General features: G+C 73.0%; 19 protein-coding genes. 5 read left to right on the top strand and 14 right to left on the bottom strand.

All coding sequences use genetic code 11. From position 1 onward, the window contains the following. Positions 1 to 64: 64 nt before the first annotated feature. Entirely contained in the window at positions 65 to 2365 is a 2301-nt protein-coding gene (locus tag ACMXN5_RS42615) for a heavy metal translocating P-type ATPase (protein WP_439680241.1), read from the top strand. Positions 2366 to 2780: 415 nt separating this feature from the next. Here ACMXN5_RS42615 and ACMXN5_RS42610 read toward each other — a convergent pair whose 3' ends face one another. The 11 genes from ACMXN5_RS42610 to ACMXN5_RS42560 form a co-directional block, all read right to left on the bottom strand. After that, positions 2781 to 3569, bottom strand: a complete 789-nt coding sequence (locus ACMXN5_RS42610) for a VOC family protein (RefSeq protein ID WP_439680240.1) — start codon at positions 3567 to 3569, stop codon at positions 2781 to 2783. Positions 3570 to 3746: 177 nt separating this feature from the next. After that, a complete protein-coding gene (locus tag ACMXN5_RS42605) occupies positions 3747 to 5333 on the bottom strand; it encodes an ABC transporter ATP-binding protein (protein WP_439680239.1) in 1587 nt (528 codons plus the stop codon). After that, positions 5320 to 6111, bottom strand: a complete 792-nt coding sequence (locus tag ACMXN5_RS42600; protein WP_439680238.1) for an ABC transporter permease — start codon at positions 6109 to 6111, stop codon at positions 5320 to 5322. Before ACMXN5_RS42600 ends, ACMXN5_RS42605 begins: the two co-directional genes overlap by 14 nt. Positions 6112 to 6167: 56 nt before the next feature. Beyond that, entirely contained in the window at positions 6168 to 7121 is a 954-nt protein-coding gene (locus tag ACMXN5_RS42595) for an ABC transporter permease (protein ID WP_439680237.1), read from the bottom strand. Further along, positions 7118 to 8716 carry an ABC transporter substrate-binding protein gene (locus tag ACMXN5_RS42590; RefSeq protein ID WP_439680236.1) on the bottom strand — a complete coding sequence of 533 codons (1599 nt, stop codon included), beginning with the start codon at positions 8714 to 8716 and terminating at the stop codon, positions 7118 to 7120. The genes ACMXN5_RS42595 and ACMXN5_RS42590 overlap by 4 nt, the downstream gene beginning before the upstream one ends. A gap of 49 nt (positions 8717 to 8765) precedes the next feature. Next, positions 8766 to 9557: a class I SAM-dependent methyltransferase gene (locus ACMXN5_RS42585; RefSeq protein WP_439680235.1), complete on the bottom strand. Its 792-nt coding sequence runs from the start codon at positions 9555 to 9557 to the stop codon at positions 8766 to 8768. A 160-nt stretch (positions 9558 to 9717) separates the two neighbouring features. After that, the gene (locus ACMXN5_RS42580; RefSeq protein WP_439680234.1) at positions 9718 to 11019 is read right to left on the bottom strand and encodes an MFS transporter; all 1302 of its coding nucleotides are present in this window, start codon (positions 11017 to 11019) and stop codon (positions 9718 to 9720) included. Then, a complete protein-coding gene (locus ACMXN5_RS42575; protein WP_439680233.1) occupies positions 11016 to 12068 on the bottom strand; it encodes an enolase C-terminal domain-like protein in 1053 nt (350 codons plus the stop codon). Before ACMXN5_RS42575 ends, ACMXN5_RS42580 begins: the two co-directional genes overlap by 4 nt. Further along, positions 12065 to 13240, bottom strand: coding sequence for a PLP-dependent cysteine synthase family protein (locus ACMXN5_RS42570; RefSeq protein WP_439680232.1), 1176 nt, complete (start codon positions 13238 to 13240; stop codon positions 12065 to 12067). Before ACMXN5_RS42570 ends, ACMXN5_RS42575 begins: the two co-directional genes overlap by 4 nt. Next, positions 13237 to 14232 (bottom strand): Rossmann-like domain-containing protein, encoded by a 996-nt coding sequence (locus ACMXN5_RS42565; RefSeq protein ID WP_439680231.1) that lies wholly within the window; start codon positions 14230 to 14232, stop codon positions 13237 to 13239. Before ACMXN5_RS42565 ends, ACMXN5_RS42570 begins: the two co-directional genes overlap by 4 nt. Further along, positions 14229 to 15518: an ATP-grasp domain-containing protein gene (locus ACMXN5_RS42560; protein WP_439680230.1), complete on the bottom strand. Its 1290-nt coding sequence runs from the start codon at positions 15516 to 15518 to the stop codon at positions 14229 to 14231. Before ACMXN5_RS42560 ends, ACMXN5_RS42565 begins: the two co-directional genes overlap by 4 nt. Positions 15519 to 15987: 469 nt before the next feature. Between ACMXN5_RS42560 and ACMXN5_RS42555 the strand changes: the two genes are divergently transcribed. Further along, entirely contained in the window at positions 15988 to 16851 is an 864-nt protein-coding gene (locus tag ACMXN5_RS42555; protein WP_439680229.1) for a hypothetical protein, read from the top strand. Positions 16852 to 17046: 195 nt separating this feature from the next. On the opposite strand, the gene ACMXN5_RS42550 is transcribed toward ACMXN5_RS42555, so the two are convergent. Further along, entirely contained in the window at positions 17047 to 17532 is a 486-nt protein-coding gene (locus tag ACMXN5_RS42550; RefSeq protein ID WP_439680228.1) for a DUF1992 domain-containing protein, read from the bottom strand. Between the two features lie 119 nt (positions 17533 to 17651). After that, positions 17652 to 18449 (bottom strand): methyltransferase domain-containing protein, encoded by a 798-nt coding sequence (locus ACMXN5_RS42545; protein ID WP_439680227.1) that lies wholly within the window; start codon positions 18447 to 18449, stop codon positions 17652 to 17654. Positions 18450 to 18698: 249 nt separating this feature from the next. Here ACMXN5_RS42545 and ACMXN5_RS42540 point away from each other — a divergent pair, with 249 nt between their 5' ends. Both ACMXN5_RS42540 and ACMXN5_RS42535 read left to right on the top strand, forming a co-directional pair. Beyond that, the gene (locus tag ACMXN5_RS42540; RefSeq protein WP_439680226.1) at positions 18699 to 19571 is read left to right on the top strand and encodes an ATP-grasp domain-containing protein; all 873 of its coding nucleotides are present in this window, start codon (positions 18699 to 18701) and stop codon (positions 19569 to 19571) included. 277 nt (positions 19572 to 19848) lie between these two features. Next, positions 19849 to 20670, top strand: a complete 822-nt coding sequence (locus tag ACMXN5_RS42535) for an SAM-dependent methyltransferase (protein WP_439680225.1) — start codon at positions 19849 to 19851, stop codon at positions 20668 to 20670. Between the two features lie 154 nt (positions 20671 to 20824). Here ACMXN5_RS42535 and ACMXN5_RS42530 read toward each other — a convergent pair whose 3' ends face one another. After that, the gene (locus ACMXN5_RS42530; RefSeq protein ID WP_439680224.1) at positions 20825 to 21241 is read right to left on the bottom strand and encodes a chaplin; all 417 of its coding nucleotides are present in this window, start codon (positions 21239 to 21241) and stop codon (positions 20825 to 20827) included. 150 nt (positions 21242 to 21391) lie between these two features. Between ACMXN5_RS42530 and ACMXN5_RS42525 the strand changes: the two genes are divergently transcribed. Continuing rightward, the gene (locus ACMXN5_RS42525) at positions 21392 to 22885 is read left to right on the top strand and encodes a multicopper oxidase family protein (RefSeq protein ID WP_439680223.1); all 1494 of its coding nucleotides are present in this window, start codon (positions 21392 to 21394) and stop codon (positions 22883 to 22885) included. Positions 22886 to 22927: the final 42 nt, after the last annotated feature.

Below are 22927 nucleotides of genomic sequence, written 5' to 3'. Positions count from 1 at the left end.
CCGGCCGCCACCGCCCCCGGCCCCGCGACGGCCGCGCAACCACCGATCCGAACAGGAGCAGGCGATGGGTTCGACCACCGAAACCTCGACGCCACAGGACAGCGGGCAGATCGAACTGTCGATCGGCGGCATGACCTGCGCTTCGTGCGCGATGCGCATCGAGAAGCGGCTGAACAAGCTCGACGGCGTGACCGCGACGGTCAACTACGCCACCGAGAAGGCGAAGGTCAGCTACGCCGGCGAGATCGCGCCGGCCGACCTGATCGCCCAGGTCGAGGCGGCCGGATACACGGCCGAACTTCCCGCCCCTCCCGTCACCGCCGGCGGCGGCGAGGCCGCGCCGGAGGCCGACCCCGAGGGTGGTCGGGTCCGCGCCCTGCGCGACCGGCTGCTGATCTCCGCCGTACTGACCGTGCCGGTGATCGCGATGGCGATGGTCCCGGCGTTCCAGTTCACCAACTGGCAGTGGTTGTCCCTCGCGCTGGCCTGGCCGGTCGTGGCCTACGGCGCGTGGCCGTTCCACAAGGCCGCCTGGACCAACCTGCGGCACGGCACCTCGACCATGGACACACTCGTGTCGATGGGCACACTGGCCGCGCTCGCGTGGTCGGTCTACGCATTGTTCTGGGGCAGCGCCGGCGAACCCGGCATGACCCACGCGTTCTCCTTCGCCATCGAACGCAGCGACGGGGCCGGAAACATCTACCTGGAGGCCGCCGCCGGGGTGACCACCTTCATCCTGGCCGGTCGCTACTTCGAGGCCCGCGCCAAGCGCCGCTCCGGCGCGGCGCTCAAGGCCCTGCTCGAACTCGGCGCCCGCGACGTGGCGGTGCTGCGGGACGGGCGCGAGGAGCGCATCCCGGTCGAACAGCTCGTCGTCGGCGACCTGTTCGTGGTCCGTCCCGGCGAGAAGATCGCCACCGACGGCGTGATCGAGCAGGGCACCTCGGCGGTCGACGCCTCGATGCTCACCGGCGAGTCGGTCCCCGTCGAGGTCGCTCCCGGCGACACCGTCACCGGCGCCACCGTCAACGCCGGCGGCCGGCTCGTGGTCCGGGCCACCCGAATCGGCGCCGACACCCAGCTCGCCCAGATGGCCCGGCTGGTCGAGGACGCGCAGAACGGCAAGGCCCAGGTCCAGCGCCTGGCCGACAAGGTCTCCGGCATCTTCGTCCCGATCGTGATCGCCCTCGCCGCCGCCACCCTCGGCTTCTGGTGGGGCACCGGCCAGGGCATCGCCGGCGCGTTCACCGCCGCCGTCGCCGTGCTGATCATCGCCTGCCCGTGCGCCCTGGGCCTGGCCACCCCGACCGCGCTGATGGTCGGCACCGGGCGCGGCGCCCAGCTGGGCATCCTGATCAAGGGCCCCGAGGTCCTTGAGTCCACCCGTCGCGTCGACACCGTCGTGCTCGACAAGACCGGCACCGTCACCACCGGCCGGATGACCCTCCTGGACGTGCACCTCGCCGCCGACGAGACCGAGGCCGAGGTGCTGCGCCTGGCCGGTGCCCTGGAGAACGCCTCCGAGCACCCCATCGCCCAGGCCGTCGCCAAGGGCGCGACCGAGCGGGTCGGCGACCTGCCGGATCCGGAGGACTTCGCCAACGTCGAGGGGCTCGGCGTGCAGGGCATCGTCGAGGGCCACGCCGTCCTGGTCGGCCGCACCCGGCTGCTGACCGAGTGGGCGCTCGACCTCCCGGCGGAGCTGGAGCGGGCCATGGCCGACGCCGAGGCGCTGGGCCGTACCGCCGTCGCGGTGGCGTGGGACGGCAAGGCCCGCGCGGTGCTGGTCGTCGCCGACGCGATCAAGCCCACCTCCGCCGAGGCCATCCGCCGCTTCCGCGAGCTGGGCCTGACCCCGATCCTGCTCACCGGCGACAACACCACGGTCGCGCACACCGTCGCCGGGCAGGTCGGCATCGACCCGGAGCACGTGTTCGCCGAGGTGATGCCCAAGGACAAGGTCGACGTGGTCACCCGTCTCCAGGAGGAGGGCCGGATCGTGGCCATGGTCGGCGACGGCGTCAACGACGCCGCCGCGCTGGCCAAGGCCGACCTCGGCCTGGCCATGGGCACCGGCACCGATGTCGCCATCGAGGCATCCGACCTCACCCTGGTGCGCGGCGACCTGCGCGCCGCCGCCGACGCCATCCGCCTCGCCCGCAAGACCCTGGGCACGATCAAGTCCAACCTGTTCTGGGCCTTCGCCTACAACGTCGCCGCCCTCCCGCTGGCCGCCTCCGGCCTGCTGAACCCGATGCTCGCCGGTGCGGCGATGGCCTTCAGCTCGGTCTTCGTGATCAGCAACAGCCTGCGGCTGCGCGGCTTCAAGGCCCTGGCCGACGACACCCACCCGACCGCGTAGTCCCGACACGAAAGCACGAATGGTCCGCCCCTCACGAGGGGCGGACCTTCCGCGTGTGCGAGCGGCCGATTCGCAGTACGTCCGGCAGGACCGTGCGCAGCGTGCGTTCCGCGTCGGCCCGCTCGTAGTGGCCGAAGCGGCCGAGCGCGGCGATCCACGCCTCGTAATAGGTGTCCCAGCCCTGGGCGGAAATCCTTGACGATGCCGTCCAGGTCCGCGAAGAACGGGTCGCTGCGCAGGCCGACGGCGAAGCGGTACGGACCGGCCCGAACCACGGTCGTGTCGGCGGCCCGGCGGCGGCGGGCGACGCGCGCCGGTGGTCGCCCGTCCGGCCGCGACACCGCGCCGCTCCGCCCGGCGATACGACCGCAAGGCCCGCCCGACACCCGCGTGGGGTGCCGGGCGGACCGTCTGGTCAGTTCGGTGCCGGAGCGGTCGCGTTGATCACCGCGAACGCGCCGCCCTGCGGGTCCGTGACCACGGCCATCCGGCCGGCCATCATGTCGAACGGCGGCTTGAGCACGTTGCCGCCGGCCCGGACCAGCGCGTCGACGACGCTGTCGGTGTCGTCGACGGAGAAGTAGGTCAGCCAGTGCGACGGCGTACCCTGCGGCAGCTGGTCGAGCCCCTGCATCCCGCCGACCACACGTCCATCCGCACTCAGCGAGAAGTAGCCCTCGGCCCCCTCCATCGGCTCGGCCTCCAGACCGAGCGCGGCCTTGCCGAACTTCGCCGCGGCGCCCGTATCGCTGGTGTTCAGCTCGCTCCAGATCACCGAACCGGGCTCGTTGACCACCTGCGCCCCACCGAAGTCCCGCGCCTGCCACAGACCGAACACCGCGCCGGTGGGATCGGCGGCGACACACATCCGGCCCAGGGTCATCACGTCCATCGCCGGCATCATCACCTTGCCGCCGGCCTTGGTGACCTTCTCCTGGGAAGCGTCCACGTCGGCGGTGGCCAGGTAGGTGGTCCACGCCGTCGGCGGGGTCGGTCCGCCGTCGGGGGACATCGCCTTCATGATGCCCGCGACGGCCTTGCCGTTGAGCGTGCAGACCGCGTATCCACCGGTCTCCGGCGGGCCCACCTCGCCCTGCCAGCCGAATAGGTCGCGGTAGAAGTCGAGCGCGGCCTGCTGGTCGGGCACCATCAGGTCGACCCAACAGGGTGTGCCGGGCTTATAGGGACTGGTTACCTCGGGCATGACGGAACCTCCAGAGAAGAACGACGCCCCCGTACCCGTCGTCACTCGCCATCGTGGGCAACCCACATCGGGCCACCACCGACGCGCCGGTACCCGCCGGACCACGTCCGTCAACCTCCGATCGGGCCGCGTCGCCCACCCGCCCGGCTCGGGACGGTGCGACGCGGTCGCCGTCGTTCACCCCCGGCCGATCCGCAGCGGGTCGGGAAGGTCCGTATCGGCGGCCGGGTCGCCGAGGTCGTCTCCCCGGCCCGGTGACCCGGCACCGCGGGCCGCGCGGACCAGCCGGCGGGTGAACGTGTGTCGAGGGTCGGTCAGGATCCGTCCGGCCGGACCCTCTTCCACCAGCCGGCCCGCGTCCAGGACCGCGATCCGGTCCGCGAGCCGGGCAGCCGCCGCCAGGTCGTGGGTGATGAACACCAGGGACAGGCCGGTACGTTCCCGGGAACGAGCGAGCAGGTCCAGCAACTCCGTCCGGGCCGCGCCGTCCAGGCCCGAGGTGATCTCGTCGCAGACCAGCACGCCGGGCCGGGCGAGCAGGGCTCGGGCCAACGCGGCACGCTGCAACTCGCCCCCGGACAGCGCGCCCGGTCGCCGCTCCGCCACGGACGCGGCCAGGCCGAGTTCGGCCAACGTATCGAGCGCCTCCGTCCGAGCCGCGTCCGGGTGCACGCCGCGCAGCCGTACGGCGGTCCGGGCCACCTGGTCCACGACCGGCCGGCCCTCGTCGAACGAGGCCCGCGCGTCCTGGAACACGTATTGCACGGCGGACAGTTGGTCAGTAGTACGACCGCGCAGCGAGCGGGGCAACGTCGTGCCGTCGAACCGGATCCGCCCCCGGTATCCACTGTGCAGACCGGCGAGGCAGCGTCCCAGCGTCGTTTTGCCGCTGCCCGAACGGCCCACCAGGGCAACGCATTCGCCGGGTGCCACGGACAGGCTCACCCGGTCCAGGACGGTCACCCGGCGCCGCACGTCCGCCGGGTATCCGGCCGTGAGGTCCCCCACTTCCAGCCGAACGGCGGTCCTGGGGTCGGGGCCTGCGTCTGCACCCGGCCTCGGGGGCGGAACCTCCACCCGCTCCGGCGCCGGCAGCACCCGTGCCGTCGGCCCGAACCCGACCGGCCGCCCGTGGGCCAACAGCACCACCTCGTCCGCGAGTCGGCGCACCACATCGAGGTCGTGGCTGAGCAACAACACCGCGATCCCTTCCCCGGCCAGGGCCGCCAGCCGCTCCACGACGCCCTGCTTGGTCAGCGCGTCCTGTCCCGTCGTCGGCTCGTCGGCGACCACGACCCGCGCACCGAGCAACAACGCCTGGGCCACCACGACGCGTTGCTGCTGCCCTCCGGAGAGCTGATGCGGGAAACGCCGCACGACCTCCTCGGGGTGCTCGATCCGCGCCGCCCGCAACGCCTCGACCACCGCTGCCCGGTGCACCCCCCGGCCGCCCACGCGCGCCCGCGCGATGTCCCGCAACAACACGCCGACCCGACGCACCGGGTTGAGCACCGCGCCGGGATGTTGCGGGACGTACCCGACCGCTCCCCCACCCACGACGCGTACCTCGCCCGTCACCCGTGCGCCGGGCGGGAATTCGTCGAGCAGGGCCAGTGCGGTGGTGGTCTTGCCGCTGCCCGACGGCCCCACCAGTGCGGTGATCCGCCCGGCACGTAGCGTCAGATCCACCCCGTCCACGATCGCCCGACCACCCACCACGACCCGCAACCCGCTTACGAACGCCACGGGTTCAGCGCCGCTCATCGTCCCTCCCCCGCCCGGCCGTCGGCGTCCGCAACGCGGTGTCGAACGCCAGGTTCGTACCCATCGACAGCGCCACGATCAGCGCCGCCGGCACCACCACGGCCCACGGTTGCAGGAACAGGCCGGGCCGGTTGCGGTCCACCATCACCGCCCAGTCGGCGGCATCCGGGGCCACACCCACGCCCAGGAACGCGGCGGTCGCCACCAGGTACAGCGCACTGGCGAGCCGGGTCCCCGCGTCGGCGGCCAGCGTGCGCCGGATCGACCGCAGCGGGTAGCCGACGGTGATCCGCCACCAGGACTCGCCCTGCATCCGCAGCGCCTCGACGGCGGGCCGCGCCGCCACCTCGGTGCCCGCCGCGGCCACCACCCGCGCGGCGTCCGGCATCGCCACCAGGGCGATCACCGGCACCAGTTCGGCCGGCCCCGGCCGAAACAGCGCGGCCACGAGCAGCACGACGAGCAGGGACGGTACCGCGATCAGCACGTCCAGCGGCCGCATCAGCACCTCGGCCACCCACCCGCGCCGCGCCGCCGCGGCGGCCAGCCCGAGCGGCACCGCCACCAGATAGGCCAGGACCGTCGCGGCCACCGCCACCAACACCACCGATCGCCCGCCGAGCAACACCTGCCGCCACACATCGCGCCCGGCGAAGTCGGTGCCCAGCCAATGCCCTCCCCCGGCGCTGAACGACACCGCGCGCGGCTGCACCGGCCCCGCGAACCACGGCCCGATCAACGCGATCACCAGCGGCAGCCCGATCAACGCGAGCGCCACCGCATACCGTCGGCCACCGTCGCCGCCCCAACTCGGTCGTCCCAAAGGCGGGTTCACTAGGCCGCCACCTCCACGCGCGGCGCCAGCCGCAGCGTCACGAGGTCGGCGACAAGGTTGACCGAAACGGTCACCACACCGAACACCAGCGCCAGCCCCTGGATCACCGGGATGTCGCGCGCCGCGACCGCGTCCACCAGCACGGTGCCGAGCCCGGGGATCACGAACAGCGCCTCCACCACGATCACGCCGCCCAGCAACCAGTCGCAGGTGCGGGCGAGTTGCTGGCTCGCGGGGGCAAGGGCGTTGGGCAGCGCATGCATCCAGCACACCCGGGCACCGGACAGGCCCTGCCGCCGCGCGTGCGCCACGTACGGCGATGCCATCGCGTCGATCATGCCCGCACGCACCAGCCGGGCGATCGTGCACACCGGCCGGGACAGCAGCACCACCACCGGCAGCACCAACACGGCCGGACGGCCGAGCAGATCACCGTCGGTACCCACCGCCGTCGGCGGCAACCACCGCAGTTCCAGCGCGAACAGCGTGACCAGCAACACCCCGAGGGCGAACTCCGGAACCGCGTGCACCGCCGACGTCAGCGCGCTGATCAGCCGATCCACCGGGCCGCCCTCGCGCCGCGCGGCAAGCACCCCCAGACCCACCGACAGCGGCACGAGAAGGACGACCGTGACCCCGGCCAATACCAGGGTCGGGCCGAACCCGTCGGCGAGCAGGTCGGCGACCGGCCGGCCCGAGACCAGCGAGGTGCCCAGGTCGCCGTGCGCCAGACGCTCGATCCAGGCGGCCAACCGTCCGCCGACCGAACGATCCAGGCTCATCGACTCCCGGATCCGCGCGATCCGCTCCGGGTCGGGCTGGTCGCCCGCCAGGGCCACCGCCGCGTCCCCCGGCAGCGCCTCGGTCAACGCGAAGATCAACACCACCACGGCCGCGATCTGGACCGGGCCAAGCAGCAGGCGGCGTGCCGGGCGGCCACGATCCGCGCTCACCCGAGCCAGACCTTGTCGAACCGGGCCCAGTCCAGCGTATTGGCGGGCGCGTTCGTCGCCACGCCGCGCACCCGGTTCGCGGTGGCCACGATCCAGTCCGCGAAACCCCAGATCAGGAACCCGCCCTCGTCGTGGAGTCGGCGCTGCATACGCTCGTACAACGCGGTGCGCGACGCCTCGTCGGGGGTGGACTGGATCTGCCGGTACAGCTCGTCGAAGTCCCGGTCCCGCCAGTGTGTGGCGTTGGTGGTGGATCCGGTCAACAGCCGCTGGGAGACGTGTGATTCGATCGGCATCGCCCCCGAGCGGTAGGACGCGAACGTGCCGGAGGTGAGGATGTCCTTCCAGTAGGTGTCCTTGTTGCCGATCCGCACCTGGACGGTGACCCCGGCCTTTGCCGCCTGTTCCTTGAATATCCCGGCGGCCTCGACGAATCCGGTGGCGGCGGGCGCGGTGTCCAGCGTGACGGTCAGGCCCTCGGCGCCGGCCTCGCGCAGCAGCGCGCGGGCTCGGGCAAGGTCCTGGGTGCGCTGCGGCAGGCTCGTCGCGTAGTAGCGATATCCCTTGCCGAACAGGTCGTTGCCCACCTCCCCGGCGCCGGACAGTGCCCCGTCGACGAGTTCCCGACGGTCGGCGATCAGGCAGAACGCCTGTCGGACCCGCCGGTCGTCGAACGGCGGCCGATCGGTCTTCATCACAAAGCCCTGCATCGCGCTGTTCCGCAACCGCAACACGCTGATCCGGCCCCGGCCCTCGTGCACCCGCGCGGTGGCCGGGTTCAACTCGTGCGCGTACTCGACCTGCCCGCCGAGCAGCGCGTTGGTCCGCGCCGATTCCTCGCCCGCGATCACGAACTCCAGTTCGTCCAGGTGCGGACCGCCGTCCCAGTACCCGTCGTTGCGCCGCAGCAGCAGCGAACTCCCGGGCTTGAACGACCCGAACACGAACGGCCCCGATCCCACCGGCCGCTCGAAGGAGTCCGCACCGGCCGGCACGATGTAGGCGCCGAACGCCGCGAGTACGTTGGGGAATTCGGCGTAGGGCAGCTTGAGCCGGAACTCCACCGTGGCCGGGTCGATCACCCGACTCGCGGCCTGGTCGATCGACTCCAGCGCGGCCTTGGCCCGGAACGCCCTTGCCGGGTCGGCGATCCGGCGAAAGCTGTACAGCACGTCCTCGGCGGTCACGGGCCGACCGTCGTGGAAGGTCGCCGGACGCAGCCGTACCCGCCAGGTGTCCAGCGTCGCGTTCGGCTCCCACCCGGCGGCGAGCCGGGGTACCGGGGCCAGGTCCGCGCCGTAGTCGGCGAGCTTGTCGAACAGGGCCTTGGCCCGGGCCACGTCGACGAACAGATTGGCCAGGTGCGGATCCAGCGTCTCGTTGGCACCGCCGCCCGGGAAGGCCGCCCGCAACCGACCGCCGCGCCTGGGCGTTCCCTCGCCCGGCGTACCGGCGCGCGGCCCGGGCTCGGCCGTGCCGCCGGCGCAGCCCACCGCCAGGGTCAGCGCGGCGACGCCCCCGGCGGTCAGGAAGGCCCGGCGGGAGGTACCGGCGCGGGATGCGCCGAGGGGTATGCGGGGGTGGATCCGGCTCATGGGTCGTTCTCTCCGTGTCGGCGGTGGTGGTGGGCGAGGTGATGCCGGGTCAGCGGCGGCGGGCGACCACGTGCAGGCGGTCGCCGTGCCCGGTCGCGGCGGGCGGGGCGCCCTCGATCCAGGGCGGGTCGGTACGCGGTCCCGGGCGGTCGTACAGGTCGAGCACGTCAAAGCCGGCGACGTCGAGGAAGTAGTCCAGCTCGCGGGGGAACAGCAGTCGCCACGCGGAGAGCTGCACCCGGGCCAGCGCTCCGTCGTCCGACGTCCATTCCCGGCGTCGGCGCAGCAGTTGGGCGCCGTGGTCGACCCACAGGGTGGTGCGCGAGGTGTGGGTGACCCCGGCGCGCACGACGGTGTCGGTACGGGGTTCGGTTTCGGGCCGGGCACCCTCGGCGCCCTGCAGGAAATAGGCGCCGTTGCGCAGTTCGGCCACGAACAGCCCGCCGGGCACGAGGTGTTCCCGACAACGACCGAGGAACGCCGCGAGTTCGGCGTTCTCGTGGCAGTACAGCAGCGCGCTGTCCAGGCAGATCACGGCGTCGAAGACGCGCCCGAGGTCGAAGTCGCGCATGTCGGCGAGGCGGTAGTCCGGCCCGGGGTGGCGGGTGCGGGCGTGGCGCACCATCGCCGCCGAGGTGTCGATGCCGACCACCTCGCGGGCGGCGTGCGCGTGCAACCAGGCCGCGTCCCGCCCGGTGCCGCACCCCACGTCCAGCACGCGCGGCCCGCCGCCGTGGCGCCGCAGGGTCGCGTCGGTCCACCGGGCGGCGAGCCGGCCGGGGTCGGGGAAGCGGCGTTCGTAGAGTTCGGGGGTATCGGTCAGGAAATTGCGGGTACTCACGTCGGTTCGCTCTCGGCTTCGTACGGGTCGCGGACGCTCATCGGGGCGGTTTCTCGGCCGCGCGGCGGTAACAGGTGCTCATTGCGGCAAGCTCTCGGCCGCGCGGCCGGCACGGGTGCTCGTCGCGGCAAGCTCGCGGCCACGCGACCGGCACGGGTGCTCATCGGGACTCGCTCTCGGCCCTGGGGTGGTCGGGAGTACGCGCCGGCTCGACAGCGCCGGTCCCGGGCGCGGTCGGCGGCAGCGTCCCGCCCCGGCGCAGCCATCCCACCGCCGAGGCCGAGACCAGGCCGAGGAGCGCGCAGCAGGCCCACGGCAACCACGCCCGACCACCGTCCGCGCCCGCGTCCATCGCCCAGCCGATCCCGGCGTTGCCGGCCGCCGCCGCGATGCCCGACGCCGCGTAGAACAGCCCGAAGCAGGTGCCGGTCAATCGGTCCGGGCCGAAGGCGGGGACCAGTTCGAGCACGAACGGCTGGGCGATCATCACGCCCAGATGCAGCAGCAGGGCGGCGGCGATCAGCGGCACCATTCGCACCACCGCGTCCCCGGTCCCGTCTGGGCCGGCGCCGCCGGCGACCACCATCGGGGGTAGAAAGGCCAGCCCCGTCACGGCCGTTCCGATCGTGATCCACCGGGCGCGGTCGCCGCGCGTCTGAAGGAAGCGGGTGATCCGCAGTTGCAGCAGCAGGTTGGCGACCGTCCCGGTGAGGAACAGCAGCCCGACGGCGGCCTCCTGGCCGGTCGCGTGCCGAACGCCGTCCGGGAGCAGCAGATACAGCTGCGTCTCCAGGCCGTACAGCCCGGCCATCGCGATCGAGAACGCCACGAAGGCGCGGTTGCCCAGGACTTCGCGCCAGTCGGCCACCACCGAACGCTCCGGCGCGGGCACCGGGCGCGCCGGCAGGACGAGCGCCTGGGCGATCGTCAGCGCCGCGAACAGCACGGCCGCGGTGAGCGCGGCGGCGGTGAAGTCGACCAGGAGCAGCAGGCTGCCGAGCAGCGGGCCGAGCAGGGCGCCGGTGGTGGCGAAGACGTTGAACAGGGCGAACGCCTCGGCCCGGCGCGGCCCCGCCTCGCGGGCGAGGTAGGTGCGCACCGCGGGGTTGAACAGCGCCCCGGCCAGTCCGCTGAGCAGCGCGGCGGCAAGCAGCACCGGTAGTCCGTCGCCCAGCGCGAACAACCCGAACCCCACGGTGCGCAGCGCACATCCGGCGATGATCACGCCGCGTGCGCCGAGCCGATCGGCGGCGGAGCCGCCGAGGATGAACAGTCCCTGCTGCGCGAGGTTGCGCACGCCCAGGACGATGCCGACGACGGCGGCGGACATCCCCAGGTCGTCGGTGAGGTGGGTGGCCAGATACGGGATCAGCAGGTAGAAGCCGGTGTTCACGCCGAGCTGGTTGACCAGCAACAACCGTACCGCGAGCGGAAATTCGGCCACCGCGCGAAGTGTCCTCATCGGTCGGCCCCGATCGTGCGCCGCACACCCAGCCCGGGCGCGTGTCCGCCGGCGCGCACCGTGCCGTCGATACCGCCGATGCCGGTCCACGGATCGTGGGCGAGCAGCAGATGCCCGTCCAGGTCGACCCAGCGGGCCCGGTCGACGAGGTGTACGGCGGGCGCGATGCCGAGCGAACTGCCGGTCAGACAGCCGAACATGACCCCGGTACCGCTGCCGCGCAGGTCCTCGACGATCCGCGACGCCACACGCGGACCGCCACATTCGGCGAGTTTGAGGTTGACCCCGGGAATCCGTCCGGCCAGCCGCAGCACATCCTCGCGGGTGACCGCGTCCTCGTCGGCGATCACCGGAATCGGTGCGTGCCGAGCGATCCGCGCCAGCACATCGGGTCGCCCGGCGGCGATCGGCTGTTCCACCGCCTCCACCCCGAGAAGGGCGAATCGCGGCAGCAACTCCATGGTCTGCGCCTCGCTCCACGCGCCGTTGGGATCGAGCAGCAGCCGGGCGTCCGGTACCGCGTCGCGCACGGCCGAGATCCGCGCCAGATCGTGCGCCGGATCGGGCGCACCGGCCTTCACCTTGAGCACGGTGAACCCGAGTCCGGCCCACCGCGTCGCCGCACCGGCCGCGTGCTCGATGCCACCGAGCCCGATGGTCCGCGCGGTCATCGCCGCGGGCGCCCGTTCGGCGCCGAGCAGCCGGTGTACGGGCTGCCCGGCGCGCTTGCCCACCAGGTCGAGCAACGCCGCGTCGAGCGCGGCCCGCACCCCGAGCGGCAGCCCGCCCGGTCCGGTGCCGGCCAACTCCCCCGAAGCGCTCTCCGGTTCGCCGAACCGCCCCAGCCACGGCCGGGCCACCCGCGCCAGCGCCGCCCCGATGTCATCGGCCGACAGCCCCAGCCGAGTGCTGCCCAATGCCTCACCCCACCCGCGCACCCCTTCGTGCTCGACACACACCCAGACGGCATCCCGCCCGGCCATCACCGACCGCGAGATGCGCAACGGCTCACCCAGTTCGAGCCGGGTGGTCTGCCACGTGAGCCTCATGCGGACCCCGTTATGGATGCCTCGGGCATGCCCGCGACGCGGGGCGCGGGCGTGGCGGCCGACGCGGGCGCGTATTCCCGCGCCGACGACCCCGGGCCGCCCGGCGTGCGCGCGACCGTGCGACAGCGCGCCCAGCCGCCGACCTCGACGATCCCGGGGTCCAGGATCTCCACCGGGTGGGTGGGCACGTGGGCGCCGTCCAGGCCGTGCGCGGCGCAGAAGGCGTCGTCGTAGACCGTGCCCAGGTACCGGTGCGGGCCGTCCGGGAAGATGGTGGCCACGGTCGTGCCGGGGTGCACCCGGGCCGCCCACGCGGCGACCAGGGCGACCGCGCCGGTACTCCAGCCGCCGCTGACGAAGCTGCCCCGGGCCAGCCGGCGGCACGCGTCGACGGCGGCGGCCGGGCCGACCCAGTGCACCTCGTCGAACGCGTGGTGGGCGACGTTGCGCGGCCGGATGCTGCTGCCGAGCCCGCGCATCAGGCGTGGTCGGGCGGGCTGGCCGAAAATGGTCGAGCCGACGGAGTCGACGCCGATCACGGTCAGCGCCGGCCAGCGCCGGCGCAGCGGCCCGATCAGCCCGGCGCTGTGCCCGCCGGTGCCCACGCTGCACACCAGGACGTCCACGTGGTCGAGCTGGTCGGCGAGTTCGGCCGCCATCGACGCGTAGCCCGCCGGGTTGTCGGGGTTGTTGTACTGGTCCGGCCAATAGGCGCCGGGGGTGCCGCGCAGGATCTCACGCAGCCGGTCGATCCGGGCTGCCTGCCAGCCACCGACCGCCGCCGGATGTTCCACCAGATCCAATTCGGCTCCGTGCGCACGCAACAACTGCCGCATGGACGGTTCGAGTTCGCGATCGCCGACGAGCCGGACCGGGTGACCGAGCGCCTGTCCGGCGAACGCCAGACCGATGCCCAGCGTGCCCGAGGTGGACTCGACCACGAGCGCGCCCGGGCGCAGTTCGCCGCGCCGGCGGGCGCCGCGCAACATCGATACGGCGGCGCGCGCCTTCATGCCGCCCGCGCTCAGGTATTCGAGCTTGGCCCAGAAGCCCGGATGCGGGCAGGGCAGTTCGGTGCCGACGCGGACCACGGGGGTGCGGCCGAGCAGGGCCAGCAGGTCGGGATTGCCACCCGTCGAACCGGCGGCGCGCGGGAGCGGGACGGTATTCACGCGGCACCTCCCGATCGGTGCGCCGCGCTCGCACCTTCGGGCCGGTGCGCCGCGCTCGCACCTTCGGGCCGGTGCGCCGCGCTCGCACTTTCGGGCCCGTCCGCGGCGCTTGTACTTTCGGGCCCGTGCGCGGCACTCGGGTCTGCGAGCCGGTACGCCGCACTCGGCCCGCCGTATTGGTAGACCACACCGGGCCCGCCGTCCAGCCAGAAGAACGGATAGGGCTCGGCGCACACCGCGCTCACCCCCGCGCCGACGAAGTGCGGCAGGATCGCGCTGCCGGTCTGGGCGAACATCACCAGCGGCTTGCCGGTGCTCGCGGCGTGTGCGCGCAGCGGCTCGAAGGTGTCGTTGCCCAGCGTCATGCCGGAGGCCAGGATCGCGTCGCAGCGGTCCAGTTCGGCCTCGGCGTCGCGGCGGATCGGCTCGCCCCATTCGGTGCGCCCGCCCTCGAAGTCGCACGGCACGCAGCCGATCCCGAGCGTACGCAGCCGCTCCAACAGCGAGTTGACCACGCCCACGACCAGCACCGTGCGTACCCGCTCCACGGGTAGCAGGTCGACCACGGCCCGGGCCCGGGCCCGTGACTTGGTCAGCGAACTCCCGGCCGGCAGCGGGTACGCCCGGGCACCGTGCTCGGAGCCGTGCGGCCGGGCCCGCATCAGGTAGGCATCCAGCGCGGCGATCCGGACCGGCGCGAGTGGATGCGCCAGCAGGTCGGCGACGCGGGCCCCGACACATGCGTCGACGGTGTCGGCGGGCAGCGTGCCCGGCTCGGCGGCACACGAGCCGACCGCCGCGCCCAATCGCACGCTCAGCACCTCGTTGCGGTAGCCGGTGGTGCGTTCCGCGTGCCGGACGGCCTGCACGGTGCGGAAGGCGGTGCTCACGCGCTCCTGGTTCGGGTCGGCCCCGAACTCCCCGGCGCGGACCCGGACGAGCAGATCGTCGAGGGTGCCCGGGGGCCCGGGCACGGATCGCGGCCGGCTCACCCGGTCACCGCCGACACGGCCGCGTAGCGGGGGCGCAGCCGACCGAGCATGCGCTCGGCCGACTCCCGCGCGCCGGCGCCCCGGGAGGCGGTCAGCACGTGGCCCAGATACTCGTTGTTGCTGGTCGCGGCCCGTACCGCCCGCCCCGGTTCGGCCAGGGTCAGCTCGACCACGCCCGGCTCGCCGCGTACCGCGTCGGCGCCGTCGATGCCGGCGAGTGTGCCCGTCCCGTCGGCCGACAGGTCGCGTTCGTCCGGCAGCAGCAGGCCGATGGCCGCACTGCGCACGCCGGTCTCCCGCACCGCGAGGTCGGGACGCCGGCCGAGCGCGACATCGACACAGGCCACGACCAGGTCGACGCCGGTGACGTGCCGGACCAGTTCGGTGATGCGATTGCCCGCCGGCCTGGGGTTGACCTCGATCGTGCGCGGCCCGTCGGGGGTGAGCCGGATCTCGGTGTGCGCCACGACGTGGTCCAGGCCCAGCGCCTCGACCGCGCGTACGGCGGTGTCCGCGGCGGCCCGCGTACGGTCCGGATCGAGTGCGGCCGGGAACATGTGTCCGGTCTCGACGAACGTCGGCTCGGCGCCCAGGCTCTTGTCGGTGACGCCGACGACATGGGTGTGCCCCGCCTGGGTGACCGTCTCGACACTGACCTCGGGCCCGGTGAGGTACTCCTCGATCAGCACCACCGGGGCCCGGCGCTGTCCGCGCGCGTTCACCGTGAGGTCCGTGATCGCCCGCTGTGCGCGGGCCAGTTCGACCTCGTCGTGGACGACACGCACCAACATCCCGGCGCACAGGTCCACCGGCTTGACCACGACGGGATAGCCGATCTCGCGCGCCGCGGCACGCGCCCGCGCCCGGTCCGCGCACAGCGCGAAGCGCGGGCCGGGCACGCCCGCCTCGGCCAGGCGCAGGCGGGTCAGATCCTTGCGGCAGGCCGCCTCCACCGCGTCCGGCGCGGGAGCGGGCAGGCCGAGCCGGGCGGCGATCCGCGCGGTGGCCGGCAGGTAGTAGTCGCACGCGGACAACACCCCGTCGAACGCGAACACCTCGTGCAGCCGTTCGACCGCGGCCGGCAGTTCCGCCGCGTCGTTGGTCTCGGTCGTGACGATGTTGCGTGCGGACAGCAGCGGATGCGACGCCGCGCCGGGCATCGCGCGCAGGTAGTGGTGCAGATCCCGGGTGAGGAACGTGAACTCGTGTCCGGCCTCGTGGATCGCCCGGGGCAACAACCCGCTCATCGCCCCGACCCAGCTTTCGACAACCAACAGATGACCCACCGAACTCCCTCTCCGACCGCGGCGACGGCTCTCTCGCAGAGCATCGATCCGCCGTGACCGTATCGGGAATGGTTTTCATTTTCAATACAACATCAACGAGAGCCCGCGTCCGTACCCGTCGACACCCACCCGCGCAGGCCCGCCACCGCCCCGAAACCACATCCGAACCGCACCCGACACCACATCGGCACTGCCGAATCCGGGCCTCGACGCCGCCCCGAAACCCCCGAACCCCGTTTCCCATGTCACAACCCGTCCGCAACACCGCACGCAGAGCGGCCGATCCAAGCTTTCTTCGGGCAATTCCGCACGCGGAAACGTGTTTTGGTGCATGTCACGCGCGGAACGGGCGATCATGGACCCAGCGCGGGTGGGATGCCCCCGCCCGCCGAAGGGGAACAACGTGCTCCGGTCCGCCGGATCGCGACTGCCCCGACCCGATTGCCGAACCACGAAAAGGAGTCGCCGGATGGTCGCATCGTCGGTTGACGAACTGAGAGTTGCATTGGAAAAGGAGGCCACGGAACTGGCCGGGCAACGGGACCGGCTGCAAGAGGAACTGGCCGTGGTCGAGGCTCAGTTGGCCGCTCGGCTGAGCGCGGTGGAGCAACTGGCACTGATTCGCCCGCTGACCGCGTCGGCGTCGGCCCCGGCCGAGGAGGCCGCGGCGGAGCCGGTCGCCGAGACCGAGGTCGCCCCGGCGCCCGAGGCCGAATCCGCGCCCGGGGCCGAACCCGCCGTGGAGACCGCGCCCGAGGCCGAGGCCACCGCCTCGCCCGAGCCGGTCGTCGAGGCCACGCCCGAACCGGCCGCTCCGGAGACCCCGGCGGCGACCGTTCCGGCCCCGCGCCGCAAGAAGCAGGCGGTCGCGGCGGTGGCGGAGCAGACGCGGATACAGTCCGCCTCCGCCCGCAAGGCTCCGGCCGGCAAGCCCGCGGCCAGGAAGTCCACCCGCACCAAGGCCGGCGCAGCGGCGAAGGCAACCGCCGCCAAGCCGGCCACCGCCAAGCCGAGCGCCACCAAGCGGACCACCACCAAGGCGGGCACCGCGACCAAGGCCGCCAAGGCGACCCCGGCCGCCAAGGCCAAGGCCACGGAAGCACCCGCGGCGGCGCCGGCGGCCCGTCCGGTCCGTTCCCACCTGCGCGACGAGATCGCCGCGCTGTTGGCGGGCACCGGCGAGCCGATGAACGTGCGTCAGCTCACCGAGGCCCTGGGCGAGGTCGCCACCAAGAGCCGCATGGAGAGCGTGCGCACCTCGACCGAGGGTCTGGTCAAGGCCGGACGCGCGGTCAAGACCGGTCGCGGGCTGTTCACCGGCCCCGCGGCCTGAACCACCCCGGGTCCGCCCGGTTCTCCGGACGATCGCCGGCTCGACGACCCACCTCGGCACCACCGGGGCCACGTCGAGCCGGCGGTCTCCGTCCCGGCCGAACACCGACCCACCAACGGACCCACCCCGTGCCCAGGCCCTGTCCGGCGGATCTTGCCGGACGACGCGGACCCGGCAAGATCCGCCGGACCGGGCCTACCCCACCCGACGCCGCCAGGGCCGCCACCGCGACGACCCACGCCGACGCGCGTCCGTACCCACCGGGTTCGCCGGCGCCGCCGGCTCCGGCCGCGCCGCCCGCCACCGCGCGACCGCCTCCTCCTCGTCGAACGGCCGAAGGCCCAGCACCGGCCCGGGCGGCGGCATCCGCAACGCGGCGACGATCTTGGCATTGATCTCCGTGACCATGCGCCGGACCTCACGCTCCGAGCGGGCCCGCTCGATCTCCGCCATCGTGTCCTCGGCCTCCTTGCGGAGCGCCAGGGTCGGGGGCAGTACGGAGATGCCCTCGGTCTGCATCTTGCGGCGCACCCACCACAGCTCGTCGTAGGGCGCGTCGATCGCGGCCAACGGTTTGCCGGCCCCGGGAAGGTCGTCGAACTCGCCCCGCGCGGCGGCGGCGTCGATCTGCCGGTCCACCCACGAATCGAACGGAACCTCGGGCGGCTTGCGCTCGGTCACGGAACTCCTCCTCCGCACGACGACGTCGGTTCCCCTCCAGCATGCCGCACCGCCCCACCGACCGGACGGCGGCGGGTCGGCGGCGGGCCACACCCCCGACCCCGCCGCCGACCCCGAGGTCACCAGTCGCAGGAGCACACCTTCGGCTTGTCGGCCCGAACGATCGCCGACCGCATCCCGTCGGTGATCTCGTGCGAGGGCTCGACGGTGATCCGGATGAACCCGGCCGCCCGGAGCCCGGCCCGATACTCGCTCGCCGCCAACGCCCCGGCCAGACACCCGGCGAACGACCCGCGCGCGATCTGCTCCTCGATCGTCAGCCCCTCACCGGCCACCACGTCACACACGGCGAGCCGGCCGCCGGGGCGCAGCACCCGAAACGCCTCGGCGAACACCGCGCCCTTGTCCACCGCCAGACTGATCACACAGTTCGAGATCACCACGTCGACCGTCGCGGCCGGCAGCGGCACCGCCTCGATCGAGCCCTTCAGGAACTCGACGTTGTCCACCCCGGCACGCCGCGCGTTCGCCCCGGCCAACTCCAACATCTCGTCCAGCAGATCGAGCCCGTACACCCGCCCCTTCGGCCCCACCAGTCGGGCCGAAAGCAGTACGTCGATGCCGCCGCCCGAGCCGAGATCGAGCACCCGCTCGCCCTCGACCAGGTCCGCCGCCGCGGCCGGATTACCGCACCCCAGGCTCGCGGCCGACGCCGCCCCGGGCAGCCGCCCCAACTCCTCCGCGCGGTATCGCCCCGCCCCGAACCCCCGACCGACCCCGACCCCACTGCCGTCACAGCAGGATTCGCTGGTCACACTGCCCCCGGCCAGCACGGTGCTCGCCGCCGCCACATAGGTCGCGTGCACCCCGGCACGCACGTCGTCCATGGTTTCGTCTGCCACGGTTTCCTCGCTCATCCACGGTCCCACCCCCCGACCCCGACCGGTCGGCGGTGGCAGTCTGGAGCCATCCGCGGGTGCGATCGCATCATTTCGGCCAATGGACGGCTATCGTTCGCCCGAGGGTCATCAACGCCCGTCGACCCACCCGAACAAGCCACGCCCGCGAACCCGGGCCGGCTCGAACGCGGCCCGCCCGCGGGTGGCGGGCGGGGGTGATCCGCCGACCCGGTGTTCCCGCGTTCACCACCGCCCTCGGAGGTATCCATGTCGGTCGCGATCCGCGTGGCGCCGGCCACCTCGGCCCCGGGCCTCCGACTGGACGCGGACCTGCCGCCGCTGGTGGCCGCCCTGCGCTCGCACGGCGTCGACGCCGAGGCGGTGTCGTGGGATCGCGCCGACGTGGACTGGTCGGCGTACGACGCGGTGGTGATCCGGTCCACGTGGGGCTACTGCGAACGGCCGGCGTGCTATCTGGCCTGGGTGGACGCGGTCGAGGCGGTGACCCGCCTGGACAATCCGGCCGCGCCGGTGTGCTGGAACACCGACAAGCGGTATCTGCGCGAACTCGCCGCGCGCGGCGTCCCGGTGGTGCCGACCCGCTTCGTCGCCCCCGGCGAACAGGCGATCCTGTCCGAACACGGCCACTTCGTGATCAAGCCCGCCGTCTCCTCCGGCGCCCGGGACAGCGCCCGCTACACCCCGGAGCACCACGACGCGGCCGGCCGCCACATCGCCGCACTGCACGCCGGCGGCGAGACCGCGATGGTGCAGCCGTACCTGTCCCGGATCGACGAGGGCGAACGGGCGCTGGTCTTCCTCGGCGGCACGTTCGGCCACGCGATGCGCAAGGGGCCGGTCCTGACCGAGGTCGGCGTCCTCGACAACGACCGCCACCCGCATCCGGGTCTGGCCCCGTACACCCCGACCGCCGCCGAACTCGACCTGGCCGTCGCGGCGTTGTCCGTCGTCCCGGTCGCACATCCGCTGCTCTACGCCCGCGTCGACGTGGCCCTGGCCGACGACGGCTCGCCGGTGGTGATGGAGCTCGAACTCGTCGAGCCCAACCTGTTCCTCGCCGACAACCCCGCCGCCCTGCACCGCCTCGCCGAGCTGATCCGTGCCCGCACCGTCGACTGAACTCGCGCACCGAGAGGGCAGAACGCCGAAGGGCCCGGGTCGGAGAGACTCCGACCCGGGCCCGAACCACCGGCTGACGCTCGACATCGACTGCCCGGGTGCTGAACACCCATCTCGGTTCGGCGCCGAACAGCCGTACCGAAACGGGTCGTTCCGCCGTCACCCGAAAAACTTTGCCGACCGTGACGGAAGATTCACCGCCACGCCTGCCGCCTCGGGTCGAACGGCCCCTAGATTGGCCTGGACCACCCCACACGGCATCCGGAGTTGAGAGTTCGTGGCCGAGTTCATACCCGACGCCGAATCGGCTTTACCAGAGCGGAAGATCGACACCGAGGTGGCCCATACCGCCCGGGTGTGGAACTACTGGCTGGGCGGCAAGGACAACTATCCCGTGGACCGGGAGACCGGTGATCAGATCGCCGCGATCCACCCCGGCACCCGCGATTACGCCCTCGCCGACCGGCAGTTCCTCGGTCGGGCGATCCGCTACCTGGCTCGCGATCTGGGCATCCGGCAGTTCCTCGACATCGGCACCGGACTGCCGACGGCCGGGAACACCCATGAGATCGCGCAGAGCGTGGCGCCGGAGTCCCGCATCGTCTACGTCGACAACGATCCCCTGGTACTGGTGCACGCCCGGGCGCTGCTGACCAGCAGTCCGGAGGGGGCCACCCGCTACATCGACGCCGATCTGCGCGACGTCGACGAGATCCTGGCCCGGGCGTCGAAGACCCTCGACTTCGACCAACCCATCGCCCTGGTCCTGCTCGGCGTGATCATCTTCGTGAACGACGACGACGAGGCCTACGGCACGGTACGCCGCCTCCTGGACGCGCTTCCGTCCGGCAGCCATCTCGCGCTGTCCCACACGGTGACCAGTCCGCCGGCGCCGCCGGACGTGGACGACGCCGTGGCGTTCTGGAACGAGCACGGCACGCCCAAGCTCAAGCAGCGCTCACCTGAGGGCATCGCCCGCTTCTTCGACGGCCTGGAACTGCTCGAACCGGGTGTCGTCACCTGTTCGCACTGGCGGCCGGATACCGGGGTCCGCGCCCCCGAGGTGGCCATGTGGGGCGCGGTGGGCCGCAAACCGTAGCCCGTCGCGCACACGACGAAGCCGGGGCCGCGCCGCAGGGGGAGCGCCGCCACCGGCCGCGTGTGGCGGCCCCTCGGATCCGTCCGCATCGAGGGGCCGCCGGTATATCGGTGTCACGCGCCGTCAGCGGAGGACGGACGGCACGAACCTCGGATCAGCCGTGCTGACCGTGGTGCGGGGCCTCGTGGTGGTCACCGTGGTGCGGCGCCTCGTGCTGGCCGTGCTTCTCGTCGGCGCCGTCGACGTTCGCGCAGACGTTGCCGATCGCCGGGTTGAGCAGCCCGATGACGTTGATGCTGTTGCCGCAGATGTTGATCGGCACGTGGATCGGAACCTGGATGTTGTTGCCGGACAACACGCCGGGCGACCCGACCGCCGCGCCGTTCGCCTCGGACCCGGCGCTGGCGACGCCGGCACCGGCCATGACGAGAGCTGCGACACCGGCGGCCACGGAGGCCGACTTCTTGAACGTGTACATGTGATCTCCGTTTCGGATGGCGCCGCGGGTGGCGCGATCGACCGGTGCAACGAGGGGAATCCCAGGAGGCAACTGGCGTTCGCGCTCGTTCACCCGACCGGCGGCACGGATCGCGGCCGACGGAGTGGCCCGGCGCCAAGGCGTGTTCGCCGGACCGGGGCGGGGTACTGGCGCCGGATCCCGCCGGCACCCCGGCGGCCGACGCCCCGTCGCGAGCCGACCTCAGGAAGCAGGGCCGCACCGTTGCCTGTCCCCTCCCACCCCACCCGCCGCTCGCTGCTGCTCGGTACGGCCGGCACCGCCGCGCTGCTCGCCGCCGGCACCGGCACCCGGTTCCGCGCCGGCGCCCCCGCGACCCTCGCGCCCGTTTCCCGCGCCGGCTCGGCCGCCGATGTCGCGGTCCTGCTCACGGCCGCGCCGACCACGGTCGACCTGGGCGCGCGCGAGGTGGCCACCTGGGGGTTCGGCGACCGCCTCCCCGGCCCGGAGATCCGGGTCACGGCCGGCGCCACCGTGACCGCGCACCTGCGCAACGACCTGCCGCAGGACACCACGGTGCACTGGCACGGGGTACGGATCGATCAGCGGATGGACGGCGCCCCCGGGTTCAGCCAGGCCCCGGTTGCGCCGGGCGGCGGCTTCGACTACCGCTTCGTCGTGCCCGACCCGGGCACGTACTTCTACCACTCGCACGTGGGCACCCAACTCGACCGCGCGCTCTACGGCGCGCTGGTGGTCGAGGACCCGGCCGAGCCGCTGTCCTACGACGCGGAGTGGACCGTCGTGCTCGACGACTGGATCGACGGCACCGGCACCGACCCGGACGCGGTGCTGACGGAACTGCGCGGCAACCCCAGGCCACCGCAGAACATGCGCAGCACCCTCCTCGGCGGCAGCGCCGGACACGTCGCCTACCCGCACTACCTGGTCAACGGCCGCGCCCCGGAGGCCCCGGAGGTGTTCGAGGAGGCACCGGGCCGGCGGATCCGCCTGCGCCTGATCAACGCCGGGGCGGACACGGCGTTCCGGGTCGCGCTGGGCAGCCACCGGCTGACCGTCACCCACACCGACGGCTTCCCGGTGCTGCCGGTACGGGTGGACACGCTGCTGATCGGGATGGGCGAGCGCTACGACGTGCTGGTCACCCTCGACGACGGGGTGTTCCCGCTGGTCGCCGCCGCGGAGGGGAAGAACGCCCGGGCCTTCGCGGTGGTCCGCACCTCGACCGGCGACGCCCCGCCGGCCTCGGTCGACGTCCCGGAACTGGATCGCCGAGTGCTCGGCCTCGCCGACCTGACCGCCGACCCGTCGGTCGACCCGGGCGACGAACCGGCCCGCGAGGTGGACCTGGTGCTGCGCACGGGTGGTGCGCGCGGCACGTCGTGGACGATCGGCACGGCGGACGCGTCCGACGACACATCGCTGCGGGTGGCGGTCGCCCACGGCGAACGGGTGCGCCTGTCCTTCACCAACGACTCCCGCATCTGGCATCCCGTCCACCTGCACGGACACACCTTCCGAGTGCGCCGGCCCGGCGGTGGCGGCCCGCGCAAGGACACCGTGGTGGTCCGCCCCCGGGAAACCGTCACCGTGGACCTGCTCGCCGACAACCCCGGCGAGTGGATGCTGCACTGCCACAACGTCTACCACAGCGAGTTGGGCATGATGGCCACCCTCGGCTACGGCGACGCCCCACCCGACACGATCATGCCCGGCATGGCCCCCGAACAGCACTGACCCGGGCCGGAGACGCCCGACGCGCCTCCGGCCCGGGTGGGT

It is taken from the genome of Embleya australiensis (assembly GCF_051903075.1).
In the GTDB taxonomy this organism is placed as follows: domain Bacteria; phylum Actinomycetota; class Actinomycetes; order Streptomycetales; family Streptomycetaceae; genus Embleya.
The sequence above is the reverse complement of the archived record's forward strand: the minus strand, read 5'-3'. Positions and strand labels throughout refer to the sequence as shown.